Origin of the sequence: Bacillus sp. RB3, assembly GCF_030164735.1 — a bacterium.
Lineage (GTDB): Bacteria > Bacillota > Bacilli > Bacillales > Bacillaceae_G > Bacillus_A > Bacillus_A cereus.
This window is the reverse complement of record NZ_JASNGE010000012.1, coordinates 75,576-92,669: the sequence shown is the minus strand read 5'-3', so window position 1 is coordinate 92,669 and position 17,094 is coordinate 75,576. Positions and strand designations below refer to the sequence as shown.

Sequence of the window (17,094 nt, the reverse complement as noted above, 5' to 3'; positions counted from 1 at the left end):
TATACTAGCTTTTTTACATAATAAATCACTTATTTCCCATGCAATTTATAATCTTCTCCCACTCTATCTCCGTAAGATGTAATGACTCAAATGCAAAAAAATCTTCGCAAATTTTTCCGATCAAGTGTGGATGTTCACTCAAAAAATTCCACTGTAACGCTTTAGGAAGAAAATATGTTTCATATTCTTTACTTCCCCGTACTACCTCATCTACTTCTCTTTCACAAATTCCTCTTATTAAATAATCATTTCTTAACTCTATTTGAATTTGCTGAAATGTTTCGCTACATTTTTTCAATTGAAGTAAACGCGTAACATACTTCCGAAAAAGTTCGCCATCATACTGAACACAGTTTATAATACGGTCGACTTCATTCATAATGTACGAGCCTTTTCTTCTATTTGTAATAACCATTTTTCACGCTTTGATACTTTACTCTTTTTCACAGATTGAAACACTGACCGTTTTATATTGCGAATGCCACAAAAACGTAAAACACCTCTCTTCATCATAATCCAATCTGCTGATCGATATAACAATGCGACGTACCATAGGGGCGAGTCTAACTTATTAATAACCCATGCTTTTTTCCCTTGCAATAATCCTTTCGGCAGAGCCCCTTCATATTTATAAGCAAATCCAGCTACGAAAATACGATCGATAAATCCTTTTAAAATTGCTGGCATCCCCCACCACCATATTGGATAGATGAATAAAAGTGTATCTACTTCTTCTACTAACGTTCTGTACCGAGCTGTTTCTTCTTCATTTACTAAATCACGTCTTTTCTTCTCTTCATTAAATACGAGGACTGGATCAAATTGTTCTTTGTATAAATCAAGCAGCGTAACTGAATGATTTGTTTCCGGTAGTCCTTTTTGCACATGATTTAAAATCGCCGCGTTAAAACTTGAAGGATTAGGATGAGCGTATACAATTAGTACGTTCACTACATAACAACTCCCTCTATACGTTAAAGTTTCCCCTTCTTTAACATCTTCTCTACAATTTGTACGTTTTTCGAACTTTGCAATAATCGATTCAATAATATAAGTAATTCTTCTTTTTCTAAATCTTTCAGTTTCTCTTTAACTGCACTCTCACCAGCACCTTGAATATCATAAACAACTGCCGCCATATGCTTACAAAGATTTTCATATGGACATTCGCAGCTACTTTCTGAAAAATCTTCGAGATCGATAACTACTTCATAATTTCCTGCATTTCCAGTAACGAAAGCAAACACTTTTTTATCATGTATTTCAACATCTTCTACATGTCCATCTTCATAATATTCATATCCCTTATCTACAATGTACTTTGGGATCCATTTCGTTATATCTTTTAATAAGTAAGCGTACATAATTGTACCCCTTCCTTTAATTCCCTTTTGACTTCAAAAATCCTGTATGTTATTCTAATAACTGTCAAATAGCAAGTCTATATGACAAAACGACTGACACCTATTCGGCGAAGGTGTCTCTTTTCATTTGTAGCCGATATGAATTGCCTCTTTCAGGCACATTCAATTTTTGACACTACACACTCAACACCATTCCCTGTATCAGGCTGCTTTAGCAGTCTTTTACTCTACATACTCCGTTATTTTAAGAAAAAAAGAGAGCTTAGCTCCCTTTTCTCGCCTTATACAATACCCCTTTTTCAGCATAGAGATATTCATCAGCTAATGTAATTTTCCCATCCAGTTTTAGTTCGTCTAATAATCTTGATAAATAAAATTGATGCAACATCTTTTTCGTGAATTTTCCTTCATGATGCGAAACGATATGTTCTTGAATATCTAACAATGATATCGGCTTATCTTGCTCTATCATATATTCATAAACTGTACTACGCAGTTTTACGTATTTTTCGAGTGTCACAGTAATGCGCAACCCCTTTCTTCTTAATATAAATTTTCGTAATCGGTTTTTTTGCAATAAAAAAACCTCTCCGATAAGAAGAAGTTACGTATATATCTTCGTCTTATCTCCCAGAACAAATATGTTCTGCTGGAATTAGCACCTGCATCGCGGTTGCTGGGTTTCATCGGGCCAGTCCCTCCACCTCTCTGGATAAGAAAATATTCACTTAATTCTTACTATACGTAATTCCACTTTAATTGTCAAATAAATATAACAAATTATATTTTCTTCCTTACTGTTCATACTACCCATATACGAACACGCAAGGAGGATTATGAAATGCATCAAAATGCTCGCGGATATGTACAAGATTCTTTTCAATCATTACAAGAAGCTAAAAATTGTTTAGAAGAAGCGCTCGAAACAGTTGAAAAAGATTTTAATCGCGCTCGTATTGAACAATCACTTTATGCTGTTGAACAAGCTATTCAACGTTGCGAGTACACCGTTCACATTTTAGAAAAAGATTAAAAACTTCCCATCAATTGATGGGAAGTTTTTTCAAATGGCATACTTCATAATTATTGCCGTTATAATTAAAAAATATACAGAATTAGCAATTTCTAAAATTCCTACTTTTATAATAGAAATTTTTTTGCCATATAACATAATCGCTCGAATGAAACTTGGTATAAAAATAAGAGAACACCACGGATTAATCACAAATATGATTATCGTTAATACGATATGATATCCCCAAGATATAAGACGATACTTCGGATTATTTTTTTCACGAATCATCGTTTTCACATAGAACGTACTACCTAAAAAGTATAAAAATGAAATAAGTGCAATGAATATAGCTGTATGATCGATTTGCTTCATTGAAAAGTAATAACTAATTAATCCACCGATACAAAACACAATAATCGCACAAATATCATTTAATAGTGCTCTTTCATTTTTTTGACGAGCGTAATACATATTCACTATAAATAATGGAATCATTACTATTACGAATAAAAGAATTCGCCACTCATATAATAAAGAAATCATCCCAAATAGGAACGCAATACTGAAATAAACAATGACAGCTTGTAAAAACTCTTTTTTTCGTCTTTGCTTTATGTACGTAAGAAATGGATACGTGGCTAAATAGATAAAAAACCACGCTAAAAACAATGGAATATGATAAATAGTAGGTTTCCCAAGTATGACACTTAATAAAAAAGGAATAACAAGCATAGCCCATGCACCATGTTGCTTCGGAATAACTAACTTCATTAACTATACACCTCCCTTTTGAAAAAAGTTCTCACCTACCATTATACAAATAATTTTATATAATAACGGATGTATATTAAATCGATTTTTTGACAAAAAAATGCTCCTTACAATATGTAAGAAGCATGAAAGAGGCAAACGAATATGTAAGTCGCGACCCTACCTTATATGAGTATGCTTTTCTATGTCACGTTATGCTCATCTAATATACCGTATTTCTTTTTAAATCTTGTAAGAATCGTAATCCATGAAGTACTAAATAGTAATAAGAAAATAACATTCGAAATCGCATGGCTCAAATCAAAGTAAAAACTTGCGATATAATACGAAATGACAGTTTCCCATGTTGCTTCTCGTATAAAACCGAGAAGACCCCAGAAATTCATAATCCAGCCAAATAAAAAGCCAACAATTACTCCGTAAAGAAGTCTTCCCCATAGCTTTTTCATAAAAAATGTATTACGAAGTAAACCTGCTATAAAACCAATCATGCCCCACGAAAACATTTGCCACGGTGTCCATGGACCTTGTCCTAAAAAAATATTAGATACGATTGCTGCTGTAGCACCAATCATAAAACCAGTTTCACTACCAAATACAATTGCAGAAACGATAATGACAAAAGAAGTTGGTTGTACACTTGGTAAAATAGAAAATGGCACCCGGCTTACTGCTGCAATTGCCGCTAATACAGCAACGAGAACAATTTCACGTGAAACAAACGCCTTTCTTTCAAAACGGATATAGAAAGGTAACATAATAACCGCTAATATAAACAAACTACTTAACATGTAATAACCGTCCATGACAAGTGTCGTAAGAAGTAATGTGCCGATTATTACTGCAAAGATACATATTATGAATGCAACATATCGTTTGGACAAGCTTCGTACACATCCTCCCACGTTAATGCATATGGCAATTCTTTTCGAATGAATCGATTAATAGATGTTGTATAAAAGAAGTTCCCGCTAAAAAATTCTTTCGGTGCATCATTCATAATGACTGTTCCGTCAAATAACATCATACATTGATCAACGTATTTCGCTGCAAATTCAATGTCATGCGTCGCCATTACAATTGTTGTTCCTTCTTTTTGTAGCTTCCTAAATAGTTCTCCTACTCTTTCTTTCTTCCATGGATCTAACCCCTTTGTCGGTTCATCCAGTAATAATAGCGTTGGCTTTGATAATAACGTTGTACATAATGCAAGAAGTTGTTGCTCTCCCCCGCTACAATCGTGCGGATGGCGTTCTTTAAGTGAGTACAACCAAAACTGTTTTAGCGTATCTTCTGCTATTTCTTTTCCTTGTTCTCCATATAATTCACGCGCACGTTCATAAACCTCGTCCCATACTGTATCAAATGTAAAATGGTAATACGGATGCTGCGATACATACCCAATACTTTTAAAACGTTCTTTCGAATCAATTTTATGTATTACTTTTCCGTTCCACTTTACTTTCCCTCTTCTCGCTTTTTGTAATCCTGCTAAAATCGTTAACAGTGTAGACTTACCTGTACCATTCTTCCCAACGAGTGCTACCCATTTTCCTTTTTCAATCGAAACTGATAAATCACGTAAAATAAGAGGACTATTTTTTTCATATTGGAACGAAATATGCTCTGCGCTTAAAATTACCTCTTGCTTTTCACTTTCTGCTATTGGCTCATTTACATATGATATCGCTGCAAAATCATTCATTTTCATTTGCGCCTCTCGCACTGTAAACGGAATATCTCTCACATTCCACTCTAAAAATAGCCTTGGAATTTGCGGAATAAATGGACGGAATGTTTCTACTCCCCACATATCCGTAATAACAATTTTAGGACTACCATCATACATAATACGGCCATTATCCATACAAACAACGCGTGTTGCAAGCGGGATAACTTCATCTAAACGATGTTCACTTAAAATAATCGTAATTCCAAGTTCTTCATTAATCCGTTTTAATAATCCTAAAAACTCTTTTGCAGCGATTGGATCTAACTGCGCTGTCGGTTCATCTAATAATAGCAATTTCGGCTGCATAACTAATACCGCAGCTAAATTAACAAGTTGCTTTTGCCCACCAGATAACGTGTGAACAGATTGATGCAATAAATCTTGAAATCCTAAAAAGCTAATAAGCTCTGCTATTCTTTTTTGAATAATATGTGATGGTAATCCGATATTTTCTAAAGAAAATGCTAATTCTTGAATCACTGTATCCATAACGATCTGGTTTTCTGGGTTTTGAAATACCATCCCAATTTCTTGGGCAGATAACAAATCAGCTACTTCCTCTATTAAAACACCCTCATAAAATATCTCTCCAGAACGCGTACCAATTGGAAGTAACTCCTTTTTAAAATGTTTTAATAACGTCGTCTTCCCAGATCCCGATCCTCCAGCAAGTGCAATAAACTCACCTTTTTGAACAGAAAGAGAAATATGCTGTAACGCGTATTCGTTTTCATCAGCATATACAAATGATAAATTGTTTATTTCTGCATGCGCCACCATATCCATTCCCTTCCTTCCATCATAATTGGTAAACTAATAAACAGTGTAAATAATACAAACATCATTCCATCGTATTGCTGGAATAAAATAGATTCGACTTTCGGATAAATAATCAATTTCCCTCCGCCATAATTACTACATACAATAGCAGCTATAAATAGAATGATTAAATAATTGAGCGTATACCAATCACGCCTTTCCATTCTATAGCGAATATACGTCGTACGCTTCGTTACACCAAATCCACGAGCTTGCATAGAATCTGCCGTTTGCAGTGCATCTTCTAATGAACAAATTAATAATACTTGCAGTAATTGCATACCATTTTTGACGCGTTCTATTATCGAACCTGAATCTACCTGCACACCTTTCGTTTTTTGGACGAGTGTGATTTTCTTTAATCGCCTTATAAACAAAGGAACAAATCTCACTGTAATCATCGTTAACAATGCAACTTTCGGTGAAATTCTTGAAAACAAATATAAAAATTTATGACTGGAAATAATATCATTGTATGACGCAAACGTAAACATAACTGCAACTAGTAATAACCCCATTACTATTCCAAACATAATCGCCTCAAGCTTAATACGGCTATCACCTAACCAAAATAACGTAGTTCGACCTCTATGCGTTAATAACGAATTAAATAAAATTACCATAAAAAAGAAAACAATTATGCTCGGTAGCATCTTTCTTATCTTTTCGCTATTTCCTTGCATCACATTTAACATAATAATTAATACTATTGCTCCAATTAAAAAAAGAGGATGAAGACACATCATACATAGTATCATCACCCCGATATAATAGAAAAAATTCACAAAAGGATGTAAAGAAGAAAAACTTATTTTCATAGCCCTTTACCGAATGCCTTTCTTATTGTAATACGTATACCCACTCAATTGTATCGCCTGGTTTTACCGTAGCTACACCAGCACTATGGTTTGGAAAAGCACCGTTCACACGATATTTCCATCCACTAGTATCCGCAATATCTTTTTCATATAAATCATTAATACCTTTTACATAAATACTATCTCTAGATCCGCTTGCATCAACATCTAATCCTGTACGTTGCAATACTTTATACACTGTATCGCCTTCTTGTACATCCATCTTTTTCGCACCCATTATATATCCGTTATTTCCTTTTACCGAGATTGTTACTTGTTTTGCTTGTGGTTTCGGTACTGGTACTGGATCTGTTTTTGGTGGTTCAGGTTTTGGTACTGCCGGAGTCGGTATCGTTTTCTCCGCTTTATTCGGATCAACTTTTTGCTCCTGCTTCGGTGTTTCTTTCGGCTGATTTACAACCTTTGCTTCTTCTTTTACTTCTGGTGCTTTCGGTTGTTGTTTCTCTTCTTGTGCTTGTTGCTGCTCTGGTTGCTTATTTACAGCCGGCTGTTCTTTCGGTTGTTCCTGTTGTTTCTCTTCTTTCTTTACCTCTGGTTGTGCCTGCGGCTTTTCCTCTTTCGGCTTCTCTTCTACTTTTTGTTCTTGTTTCTCTTTCTGTTCTTCTTGTTGCTTTTGTTCTGATTCAGCTTGCTTTTCTTCTGTTTTTTCTTCCGGCTTCGCTTCATCTTTTTGTTCTTCTTGTTTTGCTACCTCTTCTTGCTTCGGTTCTACCTTCTTCTCAGGCTTTACAGCTGCCTCTTCACATCCGGCAAGTAGCCCGAGCGAAAGCAGTAAAGAAATGAACCATTTCACCTTACTCATCCTATCTCTCACCTTTCATACGAAAATTAGGAGCAAATAATTGCTCCTAATTTTTTGTTAAGCTGCTTTACGTCTCCATAATACATATGCAGAAGCAATACATAATACACCCATACCTACTTCTGTTGCTGCACTATGAGAAGATGCTCCTGTTTTTGGTAGACTGTTATCGTTTCCGATTTTTTTATTCTTAACCGGTTCGTTATCTACAACTACTTTTAGATTTTCATCTTTTGTTTCTTGTTGTACTTGTTTTTGTTCTTTCGGTTCTTCAATAACTTCTTTTTCTACTACATTATTTTCTTGTTCAACGACCTTTTCTGGCTCTTCAATCGGTTTTGGCTTAATTACATTACCAGCGTCTACATTAGACCAATCATAAATAGATTTTCCCATTTCCTTAAATTGAAGTAATGCTAAAAGAGCCTGTTCTGTAGCCATTCCGTTACCATTTTGATCACTTGGTAACCATTTAAATTCACCATTTGAAAGTTGATATGATAATAGGTTTTGCATTGCCTTATGAAGACGATTTTTATCTACATCTTTAACAAGCGATAATCCAATAATTGCTTGCGCAGTACTATTTGAATTTTCTTGTCCATCAGCTGAAAAACCGCCATTTTGCAGCTGTTCGTTATATAAATACGCAACAGCTTTTTGTATAGCTGGTTTCACATCTGATCGCTCTTGATAAGGAGCTAATGCTGATAAAACCATACCTGTTACATCAACGCTACTAGCACTATCTTTACTACCTGAACTATTATAAGTCCATCCACCGTCTGTATGCTGATTATTTAACAGTGCTTCCACTAGAGCAACTCTGTTCCATTTTGATTCAACTGGAATCTCATACTTCTTCGTATCAAATGCAAGTAAAGCAAATGCATAACCTGTAACAGAATTCACTTTATCTGACTCATACAATTTTTGAACTAAATTATGTCCACCTACATTTTTAGGGTCTGCACTCATTGCATTCATCATAATAATTGTTCTAGCTAAATCTGTCGCTGAAAAACGGTTAATACGCTTTTCTACTTTTTCAGTTACTGACTTAACATAATTTAATTTTGCCTCAATTGGCACATTCTTTCCAGAACGAGAAAGCGCTACAGCTACCCAGTCACTTTCAATTCCATCTTGTAACATCTTATCTGATGTTTTAGAAATGGCTTCGTTTAATTGTGCACTTGGAACTTGAATGTTCTCTTGCTGTGGTTGTTCTGTTTTTTTATCATCTTGACCTTCTGGTTTTGGATCAACTGTCGGTTTACCATTTTCACCTTCCGGTTTTGGATCGACTGTCGGTTTACCATTTTCATCTTCCGGTTTTGGATCGACTGTCGGTTTACCATTTTCACCTTCTGGTTCTTCTGTTTTGCCACCGTTAGGTTCTTCTGTTTTACACGTCCCGAACTTATCTAACGTTTCTTTCAATGTTTCCTGGCTTATATTGCTCCAGTCTGAAACAAAGCGAAAGACAACAACATCTCCAGATTTTAATTTATAACTATCTGCTCCGACTTCTGCAGACTTATCATTTACATCATACAGCCAAGCACTTGTATCCCCGGCCATTAAACCATCGATTCCTTTTACATATGTTCCAAACGACATCGTTTCAGATTCTACCTTGTCCCCCATGACCTTTTGCAGCAAACTTAAAGCTGTTTCCCCATCTTTAATTTGCTCTTCTTTCGGACATAACATAATGCCTTTTTGTGATTCCCCAATAATTGCAAGTTTTGCTGTATTTTCTTCAGCAAACGTAATATGTACTGTATTCGCAAAAGAAACAAATACAAGTGTCACTGCCATTAACGACGTAAGCAGCCACTTTTTCAACATTGCCATCCCAAAATTTCCTCCCTTACTACCATTTACACAAAAAAAGGCCCTTCAAGGGCGTGCGATTGACACTCTCTTTTTGTAAGTGTCGAACAAAAATGTACAACACCTCCTACCCGCATTATTCGCGGCTATATTTGTATAGGAAAAATAATTTTGTTTATGAACGTATCATTGTGATAACATTCACTTTTCTTGGCACAACTTACTTCCATTTAAGTTATCGTAAAACGATAAACCTATACATTCTGTAAATTTTAAATTTCTGTATTATTTTACTATTGACAAAGAATTTTGTCCATGCTTTATCGGATTTATTTTCTAAGAATAATAACTTATTAACTCTTAACTATGTAAACTCTTTTCACTAATAATGACGCCATCTTCATCCGCATAAACATATTCATTTGGATTCCAATCCACTTGTCCAAAATGCAATGAAATATTTCGTTCTCCTTTTCCTTCTTTCACACTTCTATTTGGCATCGTTCCTAACGCTAAAATACCAATATTAATATTCTTTAGTTCACTAGAATCACGAACATACCCATTCACAATAATTCCTGCTAGCTTTCTTTCTTCCGCAATAGCTGCCAAATTATCACCAAGTAACGCACAATTAGTAGACGCTCCGCCATCAACAACTAATACTGTTCCTTCTGGTAATGTTTGCAATCCTTCCTTCACTAGTACATTATCATCTTTCACTTTTACAGTTGCAATTTTCCCGTGGAATTGTTCTTTCTTCCCAAAAGACCGAAAAGACTGGCGACATATTTGTAATTCCTTTTCAAACTCATCACATAGATCTGTAGTTTTCCACATCTTGTTCCCTCTTTCCCTTTTTCTTTCTACATAACATATTCTTGGCTTATTATCGTTTCCCTGTCTAATATTGCAATAATTTGTATGTACGGGAAAAGGATACAAAAACTATTGCCTTAAGAAGCTACCTTTATTATAATCTATTTCACAGATTGAATTCAGAATATTAAAATTAATAAAGTGAAGAAGGGGGAATTTTATGCAAATACAAACTGAGGCAAAAAAACAACCTAGTAAACAAAAGTTTAAAATGCCTGATGCGTACGTACTACTATTTTTTATTGCCTTACTTTGCGCCATTGCTACGTATTTCGTTCCTGCTGGAGAATTTAAAAGAGTTACAAACGGGACCGTTACAACGACAATACCAGGTAGCTATCATTCTGTTCCGCAATCACCTGTAGGATTTGTTTCTTTTTTTACCGCTATTGAAAAAGGAATGACACTTGCTGCTCCGATCATCTTTTTAATTTTATTTACAGGTGGAGCCATTGCAATTCTTGAAAAAACAGGTGCTCTTGACGGTTTAATCTATCATGTTATTAACAAATTTCGTAATCAGCAATTACTTTTCATTTGTATCGTTGCCGCACTTTTTTCTATTCTTGGAACGACTGGCATTATCGTTAATTCAGTTATCGGTTTTATCCCCATCGGTATCATCGTTGCACGCACATTAAAATGGGACGCTATCGTCGGTGTAGCAATTATTTATTTAGGCACTTATGCTGGTTTTAACGCTACTATTTTATCCCCCTCACCTTTAGGCATTTCACAAAAGATCGCAGAACTTCCGATGTTTTCGGGAATTGGTTTACGCACAGCTATCTATATATCTTTTTTACTTGCCACTATCCTTTATATTAATTGGTATGTAAAGCGCTTGAAAAAATTGAATAAAGGAAGCATTCTTGGCGACAACTGGTTTCCAAGTAACGCTCTTTCAAGCGAAAAGGAAGCAGAGAAAAAAGAAGTTCCTTGGACGATACGTCATAAATTAATTTTACTCGTTTCAGCTTTATCATTAATTGCATTTTTAATAGGCGCTTTTCGTCTACATTGGACGGACGCAGAAATGACTGCTACTTTTATTTTCATAGCAATTACAGCCGGAATAATAGGTGGCATGAAAGCAAACGATATCGCTTCTACTTTTCTAAATGGCTGCCAAAACCTTATCTATGGTGCTTTAATTGTCGGAATGGCTCGCTGTATTTCAGTCATTTTAGAACAAGGCAAATTACTTGATACTATCGTTAACCAGCTCGCACAGTCTCTTGAAGGACAAAGCCCTGTATTTGGTGTTATCGGTATGTACGTAAGTAGTGCCGCATTACATTTCCTTATTTCATCCGGAACAGGAGAATCGGTTATTTTTATTCCGATATTAGCTCCATTAGCTGATTTCATGCACATTACACGCCAAGTTACAGTACAGGCTGTTATGCTCGGCGAGGGTGTAGTAAACTGCCTTAATCCAACTTCCGGTGTTTTAATGGGCGTTCTCGCAGCGAGCGGCATTTCATATGGAAAATGGATTCGTTTCATGGCTCCACTTGCACTCATTTGGTTTATCATTGGACTTGTTTTTCTTATTGTTGGGGTGAATATTGAGTGGGGACCTTACTAAATACTTAACTAGATAAATAAGTACTATCGTTCCATATAAATATCTATTCTATTTCCCTCACTAGTCCTATAAAAATCATTTATTCTAGTAAAAATATAAGAAGGGATTAATCATAATGATCAATCCCTTTTATCAAAATATAATACCTTTAAAAATCTTAGTTCCAGATTTTATTTACCCATTCTGGATGATCAATAAAAGGATTGCGGTTATGTTGATATTTTGTAAAAATCACTTCATTACGCTTTCGCTCTAAATCATCGACCGGGTCTTGTTCATTCCATTTTAATAAGACAGATAGTTTCCCCATGTATGGATCTTTATTGTTATTCACTTTTTCATTTAGTTCTAAATCTATTTCGCCGTTGTCTCCCTCGTAACGAACAGCCATATAAAACAGCATTCTAGCAATATCTCCTTTTACACTATCACGAGGTTCCCAAGAATCACTATCATATTTACATTCTGTCGCCTCAGAATGATTCACACCACCATTATCAAAATCTAGATTTCCACGTGAACTATTTACAGATACATCCGTCGCTCTTAAATGATGTAGATCTGTTCCAGGTCCTGCAGTCGTTCCAAAGTCACCGTGAGATTTTGCCCAAACATGCTCTCGGTTCCAGTTATTTACTCCTGATCCATTCGTAAGTTTCCCTTGCGAACGACCAGTATATAAGAGTATCACATTATTTTTATTATTTGGATCCTCATCAGTATCTCTTAACGCTTCCCAAACCGCACTGTATGATAACTTTGTATGATTATCAATAATATTATGCAGTTCCTTCTTTAATTCTAACCCCGTTTTTCCTATTGCGTTATTATAATATGTATCGTCATAATTTTTTACAATAATCTCCTGTGCTGATGCAGGAACCACTTCACCGTGTATAGTATCTGTGAATGATAGAGATGCAGAACCTAAAATAAAAAATGAAGATAGTGTAACCATAGCAATCTTTGTATTTCGAAATTTCATATACCCATTCCCCTTTAAAATATAATTTAAAGCTATTAACTAAAAAGTGCTTTCTAACCCCCAAAACCTTTTAGAAACCCATACCCCTTTTCTGTTTATTTAATACAAGACTCTATCCAGTCTGTATCACTTCTAAACTTTTTATTTATTCACATTCCAAACAATTTCACTTTTTACAAGGAATATCCTTCTCTTATAAAGATTATTAACATATTCTTTACAACTAAAAAGTAGTTTAATATTAACTTATAAATTTTAATTTATTTATGCAATAATGCATATTTGATAAATACTTAAAAAAATAGTTTGAATAAAATGCATTCAAAGAAAACCGTGCAACAAAACAGATACAGTCTAAGACAGAAATAATAAAAATCAAGATGATAGCTCGACTTTTCCCTTTTCCATAACTGTCTTTATTTTTGTGTAAAACCTTTCTTTCTCTGAATAATACGTACAAAAATAGATTGGATACCATGTAGGCACCAATCTATTTTAATTAAAGAAACTGTGTCAATTCTGAGTTCACAATACGTTGTGCAGTAATGATAACACTGTCAGCTGTTAGTCCATAAACACTATATAGTCCACCAGGTTGATTAGGAACAATTTGAACTTCATATTCAAATGCTTGTCCAAAAGCAGGATGAACTAAACTTAGAGTTACAAAAGTAGAAGCATTAGAATTCACATTGAAGTTTACCTGTTCAATTAATACTAATGAACCGTCAAGTCTAAAAACTCTAGCTACTCCAGTAAGTGGGCCCGCAGTACGGTTAAGGATTTTCACCCTAACTCTATTTGCATTAGCAGGTTGATTTCCTACGTTTTCAATTGGTCCTGTAGTAAGAGCCATATAACATCACCTCCATTATATTATTATGATATTCAACGATAAACATTAATGTTATAGTCTAATTACCCAATTTACTTAAAATAAAAAGAAGCTCCAAATTCTATTATATTTAGGTCATAGATATTAAACTTAATAAAATCAAAGGCAGGAGCATATTTGATATGTTCCTGCCTTTTTATTGTGGGATACCGATAAATAGCCCTCTAGCTAAGATTTTAAAGTGCTACAAAATCAAAAATTTTATCTCACCACAGTTTTCTACGAGAATCCAGTGAACAGCTTATTTACATAATTTTTGTTCTCGGAAGTTGATTTTGTAGCGCCCTTTCTCGTAATTCACTATGTTTTCCAAAGAAAATAGTGAAAAACAGGGCGATGAATACATTTACAAAATGACAAAACTGTAAGAATACACGAATGTTTGTAAGAAAGTTCGATGTTTTCTTTTTCCTTTTTTTATTATAGTGAAAAAGAAGAACAAAATATTCTCTTATGTAGGAAAGGAAGATAATAATGATTGATCTATTAAATAAATGGATGTTAGAAAGTACAGCCAATTTTAATATCGTTGTAGGACTTACAGCACTTCTATTTTTGGGTTCAGTAATTGCACTTATTATTATTTACAAAAAAATTGGTAAACCTGTTGAAAGAACAAATACTATTTATTTAAAAATTACTTCTCGTATGTTTACTACTCAAATTCTAATGAATGCTATATTTATTTCTTTAGTTGGTAAAGATATTGAGAATTTCCGTCAAATCTTTATATTATTTGAAGCTTTTGTATTCTTTATTGGAGCTATTTATTCGTTTAAATTATATAGACAGGAGTACAAATGATTCACTTATAAGAAACAATAAAAAACAGTAGTGATTTTGAACTGACCCCATAAAGTTAGACACATTATTTCATTAAGCGGCTGTTAGGGCGTGAATTCGGTATTGTACTGGACTCACGCCCTTTAATTTTGCTTTAATTCGTTTGTGATTATAATAATCGATATATTTTTCAAATTCTTGTTTAAAGTGTTCTATACTCTCAAAATCTTTGAGATAAAGAAATTTAGATTTCATAATACCAAAGAAACTTTCAATAACCGCATTATCGTAACAGTTCCCTTTGCGAGACATACTTTGAGTAATTTTATGTTCTTGTAGGGCATGACGATACTTCTTCATTTGATACTGCCAACCTTGATCCGAGTGAATCAAGAGTTCATCTTCTTTTGTTAATCGTTGAAAGGACTTCTCTAACATTTTCGAAACAAGTGAATAGGTTGGTTTTGAACCGATTGTATAAGCAATAATCTCCCCATTAAATAAATCTAACATCGGTGATAGATAGAGCTTCTCGCCGAATAATTTAAATTCTGTTATGTCTGTAACCCACTTTTCGTTAGGCTTTTCAGCTATAAAGTTACGGTCTAAAATATTTGGCGCAATCTTACCTACTTTCCCTTTATAAGAGCGATATTTTTTCATACGAACTAGGCTCTTCAAACCTAGCTCTTTCATGATTCGTTGAACTTTTTTATGGTTGACTTTGTGTCCTTGATTCGTCAATTCATCACGAATACGACGGTATCCATAGCGACCTTCGTGCTCGTCATAAATCGTTTGAATTAAGTTTTTTAATTCTCTATCTTTATCTGAGCGATTGAAGTTTTTTACCCAGTAATAGTACGTGCTGCGTGGGATCTCTGCTAATTTCAGAAGTGCTTTCACCGAAAAATCGTTCCTCAGTTCATAGACTACTTGTGATTTGTCTTGTTTGGTGATTTTTCTTTGTTTTGAACTAAGGCATTCAACTTTTTTAAATAAGCATTCTCCATACGTAAACGCTCTAACTCAGCTTGTAGCTCCTCAACTGATCCTTCAGCTGGTGTTTGATTTTGGATTGATTTTGGATTTTTTTTAGTCATGGATAGACGTCCCATTCCCATTCATATAATTAAGTACGTCTAGTTTATACTCCATGGAATAGGATGTATAGCCTTTTTTAAATGCATGTATTCCGTGAGATTCAAATTGCTTTACCCACATCCGAACGACTTCATAATTCGCACCAAATGATTTCGCAATATCCCATATACTTTCATTTCCATTTTGATAACGTATTACAGCATTTATTTTCTGTTCTGAATTAAATTTAGTCATAAAAAACTGCACCTCCAATTGTTAGACGGTGTCTAACAATTGGGGTGCAGTTCATTTTACATTACTGTTTTTTATTGTTCATTTTTAATTGTAAACTTTTCATTTTTAGTTAACTGTATATTCTATACATATGAGGTTAACATAACCCATCATTATCGTTAGCGAGGAAAAAGGACAACCCTGCTCTCACAAGTGAACCCTTTTTTAGTTCTATGAATCTATACATATTTTATACATTCCTATCCTAACGCGGTTTTAGTGCTCTTGTTTGTTACTGGATTAGCCAAAAAACTGTATAAAATCTTGCATACTATTAGCGTGTTTTTTCAAAAATACTGGCATCCCCCAATTTGTGCTTTCTTATGGATATTTCTTGACTCCTCATTAAAACACTCTCCAGTTCTTCGTCTATCTTTAAGAATAAAACTCTGCTTGTTTATTTCAAGTTCTTACATCGAGGCTTTACCTCCTCCTAAAGCCAAACAAATGATTCATATTACACGCCTACATTAAACTGAATATCCAATCTTTATCTAGTCTGTAAATAAAAAAGGATAATCAGCCCCATAATGGACTAACTATCCTATAAATTATTGTCTAAATTCAATAAAGTGAAACTTTAATCAGCCCTCACCAATCGGGCTTTTACGGGCAGTTGATCCCCATCTAATTTCTTTGCTTCCGCTGAATTTTGAGGTGAGGGTCTTACTTCCCGGCGAATAGCGGGATAAAACTAGAACTTCTTTTCCTATGTATCATTATTTCGTTACTTCACCAAACTGCGCTCTCGTCACTTTCGCCAAGTCATCTACTTTAAGCTCAATTTGTATACCGATTTTCCCTCCACTTACAATGATCGTATTAAGTGATTGGGCACTTTCATCAATACATGTAGAAAATAGCTTTTTCATTCCGACTGGCGAACACCCACCGCGAATATATCCTGACACTTTCGTAATATCTTTAACGGGAATCATTTCAATTTTCTTTTCACTTACTGCTTTTGCGGCAGCTTTTAAATTTAGTTCCTCATCTACCGGAATGATAAACACATGATAATTTTTACTATTCCCTTGAGCAATTAACGTTTTATATACTTCTCTCACTTCTCGTCCAATTTTCTCAGCTACTGATACGCCATCAATTTTTCCATCGTCTGGATCATATGACATCATCGAATATTCAATTTTTTCTTTATCTAATATTCGCATCGCATTTGTTTTATCTTTTTTCATAACGTTCTCCTTAAAAGGTTATTTCATATTATTAAGTTTTATTATACACCCTTTTCCATTTCTCCTACATAACTTCACGTATTTTTCAAAACTAAAAATATTGATAATTCAAAAATCACCTGATATAATTTGAGAAAACTTACGTTAAGGAGAGATTTGTCATGCGAA

The 17,094-nt window shown here is 34.4% G+C and carries 17 protein-coding genes, 1 pseudogene and 1 riboswitch; of the genes and pseudogenes, 3 read left to right on the top strand and 15 right to left on the bottom strand.

Going from position 1 to position 17,094, the window contains the following annotated elements; translation table 11 throughout:
• Window positions 1–25: 25 nt before the first annotated feature.
• The 4 genes from QO049_RS16985 to QO049_RS16970 all read right to left on the bottom strand — a co-directional run bounded on the left by QO049_RS16985 (window position 26) and on the right by QO049_RS16970 (window position 1,884).
• Window positions 26–379 carry a group-specific protein gene (locus QO049_RS16985; protein ID WP_141530606.1) on the bottom strand — a complete coding sequence of 118 codons (354 nt, stop codon included), beginning with the start codon at window positions 377–379 and terminating at the stop codon, window positions 26–28.
• The gene (locus tag QO049_RS16980; RefSeq protein WP_097999257.1) at window positions 376–951 is read right to left on the bottom strand and encodes an NAD(P)H-dependent oxidoreductase; all 576 of its coding nucleotides are present in this window, start codon (window positions 949–951) and stop codon (window positions 376–378) included. The genes QO049_RS16985 and QO049_RS16980 overlap by 4 nt, the downstream gene beginning before the upstream one ends.
• 23 nt (window positions 952–974) lie before the next feature.
• The gene (locus QO049_RS16975; protein ID WP_088067362.1) at window positions 975–1,364 is read right to left on the bottom strand and encodes an SWIM zinc finger family protein; all 390 of its coding nucleotides are present in this window, start codon (window positions 1,362–1,364) and stop codon (window positions 975–977) included.
• 262 nt (window positions 1,365–1,626) lie between these two features.
• Window positions 1,627–1,884 carry a hypothetical protein gene (locus QO049_RS16970; protein WP_000171476.1) on the bottom strand — a complete coding sequence of 86 codons (258 nt, stop codon included), beginning with the start codon at window positions 1,882–1,884 and terminating at the stop codon, window positions 1,627–1,629.
• A 100-nt stretch (window positions 1,885–1,984) separates the two neighbouring features.
• Window positions 1,985–2,083, bottom strand: a riboswitch (SAM riboswitch).
• 122 nt (window positions 2,084–2,205) lie between these two features.
• Between QO049_RS16970 and QO049_RS16965 the strand changes: the two genes are divergently transcribed.
• A complete protein-coding gene (locus QO049_RS16965; RefSeq protein ID WP_000554032.1) occupies window positions 2,206–2,397 on the top strand; it encodes a hypothetical protein in 192 nt (63 codons plus the stop codon).
• Between the two features lie 30 nt (window positions 2,398–2,427).
• On the opposite strand, the gene QO049_RS16960 is transcribed toward QO049_RS16965, so the two are convergent.
• From QO049_RS16960 to rraA, 7 genes are all read right to left on the bottom strand, one after another.
• Window positions 2,428–3,150, bottom strand: a complete 723-nt coding sequence (locus QO049_RS16960; protein ID WP_284489354.1) for a YwiC-like family protein — start codon at window positions 3,148–3,150, stop codon at window positions 2,428–2,430.
• A gap of 182 nt (window positions 3,151–3,332) precedes the next feature.
• Window positions 3,333–4,034 (bottom strand): ECF transporter S component, encoded by a 702-nt coding sequence (locus tag QO049_RS16955; protein ID WP_000044907.1) that lies wholly within the window; start codon window positions 4,032–4,034, stop codon window positions 3,333–3,335.
• The gene (locus QO049_RS16950) at window positions 4,007–5,668 is read right to left on the bottom strand and encodes an ABC transporter ATP-binding protein (RefSeq protein ID WP_284489353.1); all 1,662 of its coding nucleotides are present in this window, start codon (window positions 5,666–5,668) and stop codon (window positions 4,007–4,009) included. Before QO049_RS16950 ends, QO049_RS16955 begins: the two co-directional genes overlap by 28 nt.
• A complete protein-coding gene (locus QO049_RS16945; protein WP_098382119.1) occupies window positions 5,641–6,519 on the bottom strand; it encodes an energy-coupling factor transporter transmembrane component T in 879 nt (292 codons plus the stop codon). Before QO049_RS16945 ends, QO049_RS16950 begins: the two co-directional genes overlap by 28 nt.
• A gap of 22 nt (window positions 6,520–6,541) precedes the next feature.
• Window positions 6,542–7,381, bottom strand: a complete 840-nt coding sequence (locus tag QO049_RS16940; RefSeq protein WP_284489352.1) for a DUF4430 domain-containing protein — start codon at window positions 7,379–7,381, stop codon at window positions 6,542–6,544.
• Between the two features lie 57 nt (window positions 7,382–7,438).
• Window positions 7,439–9,241, bottom strand: coding sequence for a DUF4430 domain-containing protein (locus QO049_RS16935; protein WP_284489351.1), 1,803 nt, complete (start codon window positions 9,239–9,241; stop codon window positions 7,439–7,441).
• A gap of 339 nt (window positions 9,242–9,580) precedes the next feature.
• The gene (gene rraA, locus QO049_RS16930; protein ID WP_000266038.1) at window positions 9,581–10,060 is read right to left on the bottom strand and encodes a ribonuclease E activity regulator RraA; all 480 of its coding nucleotides are present in this window, start codon (window positions 10,058–10,060) and stop codon (window positions 9,581–9,583) included.
• Window positions 10,061–10,259: 199 nt separating this feature from the next.
• On the opposite strand from rraA, the gene QO049_RS16925 reads away from it, so the two are divergent.
• Complete coding sequence (locus QO049_RS16925) at window positions 10,260–11,690, top strand: YfcC family protein (protein ID WP_001166970.1); 1,431 nt, start codon at window positions 10,260–10,262, stop codon at window positions 11,688–11,690.
• A gap of 157 nt (window positions 11,691–11,847) precedes the next feature.
• On the opposite strand, the gene QO049_RS16920 is transcribed toward QO049_RS16925, so the two are convergent.
• Window positions 11,848–12,675 (bottom strand): endonuclease I family protein, encoded by an 828-nt coding sequence (locus tag QO049_RS16920; protein ID WP_000672193.1) that lies wholly within the window; start codon window positions 12,673–12,675, stop codon window positions 11,848–11,850.
• A gap of 499 nt (window positions 12,676–13,174) precedes the next feature.
• Window positions 13,175–13,531: a hypothetical protein gene (locus QO049_RS16915; protein ID WP_001229426.1), complete on the bottom strand. Its 357-nt coding sequence runs from the start codon at window positions 13,529–13,531 to the stop codon at window positions 13,175–13,177.
• 513 nt (window positions 13,532–14,044) lie between these two features.
• Between QO049_RS16915 and QO049_RS16910 the strand changes: the two genes are divergently transcribed.
• Window positions 14,045–14,374: a hypothetical protein gene (locus QO049_RS16910; RefSeq protein ID WP_000566272.1), complete on the top strand. Its 330-nt coding sequence runs from the start codon at window positions 14,045–14,047 to the stop codon at window positions 14,372–14,374.
• A gap of 72 nt (window positions 14,375–14,446) precedes the next feature.
• Here QO049_RS16910 and QO049_RS16905 read toward each other — a convergent pair.
• Together QO049_RS16905 and ybaK are read right to left on the bottom strand one after the other, a co-directional pair.
• Window positions 14,447–15,691: pseudogene (locus QO049_RS16905) on the bottom strand (IS3 family transposase).
• Between the two features lie 758 nt (window positions 15,692–16,449).
• On the bottom strand, window positions 16,450–16,926 hold the full coding sequence (gene ybaK, locus QO049_RS16900; RefSeq protein ID WP_084064101.1) for a Cys-tRNA(Pro) deacylase: 477 nt from the start codon (window positions 16,924–16,926) through the stop codon (window positions 16,450–16,452).
• Window positions 16,927–17,094: the final 168 nt, after the last annotated feature.

Bases quoted from the DNA above. Each gene is read 5' to 3' on its own strand.
- QO049_RS16950 (WP_284489353.1), bottom strand. From the start codon at position 5,668: ATGGATATGGTGGCGCATGCAGAAATAAACAATTTATCATTTGTATAT.
- QO049_RS16925 (WP_001166970.1), top strand. From the start codon at position 10,260: ATGCAAATACAAACTGAGGCAAAAAAACAACCTAGTAAACAAAAGTTT.
- QO049_RS16910 (WP_000566272.1), top strand. From the start codon at position 14,045: ATGATTGATCTATTAAATAAATGGATGTTAGAAAGTACAGCCAATTTT.
- QO049_RS16935 (WP_284489351.1), bottom strand. From the start codon at position 9,241: ATGGCAATGTTGAAAAAGTGGCTGCTTACGTCGTTAATGGCAGTGACA.
- QO049_RS16965 (WP_000554032.1), top strand. From the start codon at position 2,206: ATGCATCAAAATGCTCGCGGATATGTACAAGATTCTTTTCAATCATTA.
- QO049_RS16985 (WP_141530606.1), bottom strand. From the start codon at position 379: ATGAATGAAGTCGACCGTATTATAAACTGTGTTCAGTATGATGGCGAA.
- rraA (WP_000266038.1), bottom strand. From the start codon at position 10,060: ATGTGGAAAACTACAGATCTATGTGATGAGTTTGAAAAGGAATTACAA.
- ybaK (WP_084064101.1), bottom strand. From the start codon at position 16,926: ATGAAAAAAGATAAAACAAATGCGATGCGAATATTAGATAAAGAAAAA.
- QO049_RS16975 (WP_088067362.1), bottom strand. From the start codon at position 1,364: ATGTACGCTTACTTATTAAAAGATATAACGAAATGGATCCCAAAGTAC.
- QO049_RS16960 (WP_284489354.1), bottom strand. From the start codon at position 3,150: ATGAAGTTAGTTATTCCGAAGCAACATGGTGCATGGGCTATGCTTGTT.
- QO049_RS16945 (WP_098382119.1), bottom strand. From the start codon at position 6,519: ATGAAAATAAGTTTTTCTTCTTTACATCCTTTTGTGAATTTTTTCTAT.
- QO049_RS16920 (WP_000672193.1), bottom strand. From the start codon at position 12,675: ATGAAATTTCGAAATACAAAGATTGCTATGGTTACACTATCTTCATTT.
- QO049_RS16940 (WP_284489352.1), bottom strand. From the start codon at position 7,381: ATGAGTAAGGTGAAATGGTTCATTTCTTTACTGCTTTCGCTCGGGCTA.
- QO049_RS16915 (WP_001229426.1), bottom strand. From the start codon at position 13,531: ATGGCTCTTACTACAGGACCAATTGAAAACGTAGGAAATCAACCTGCT.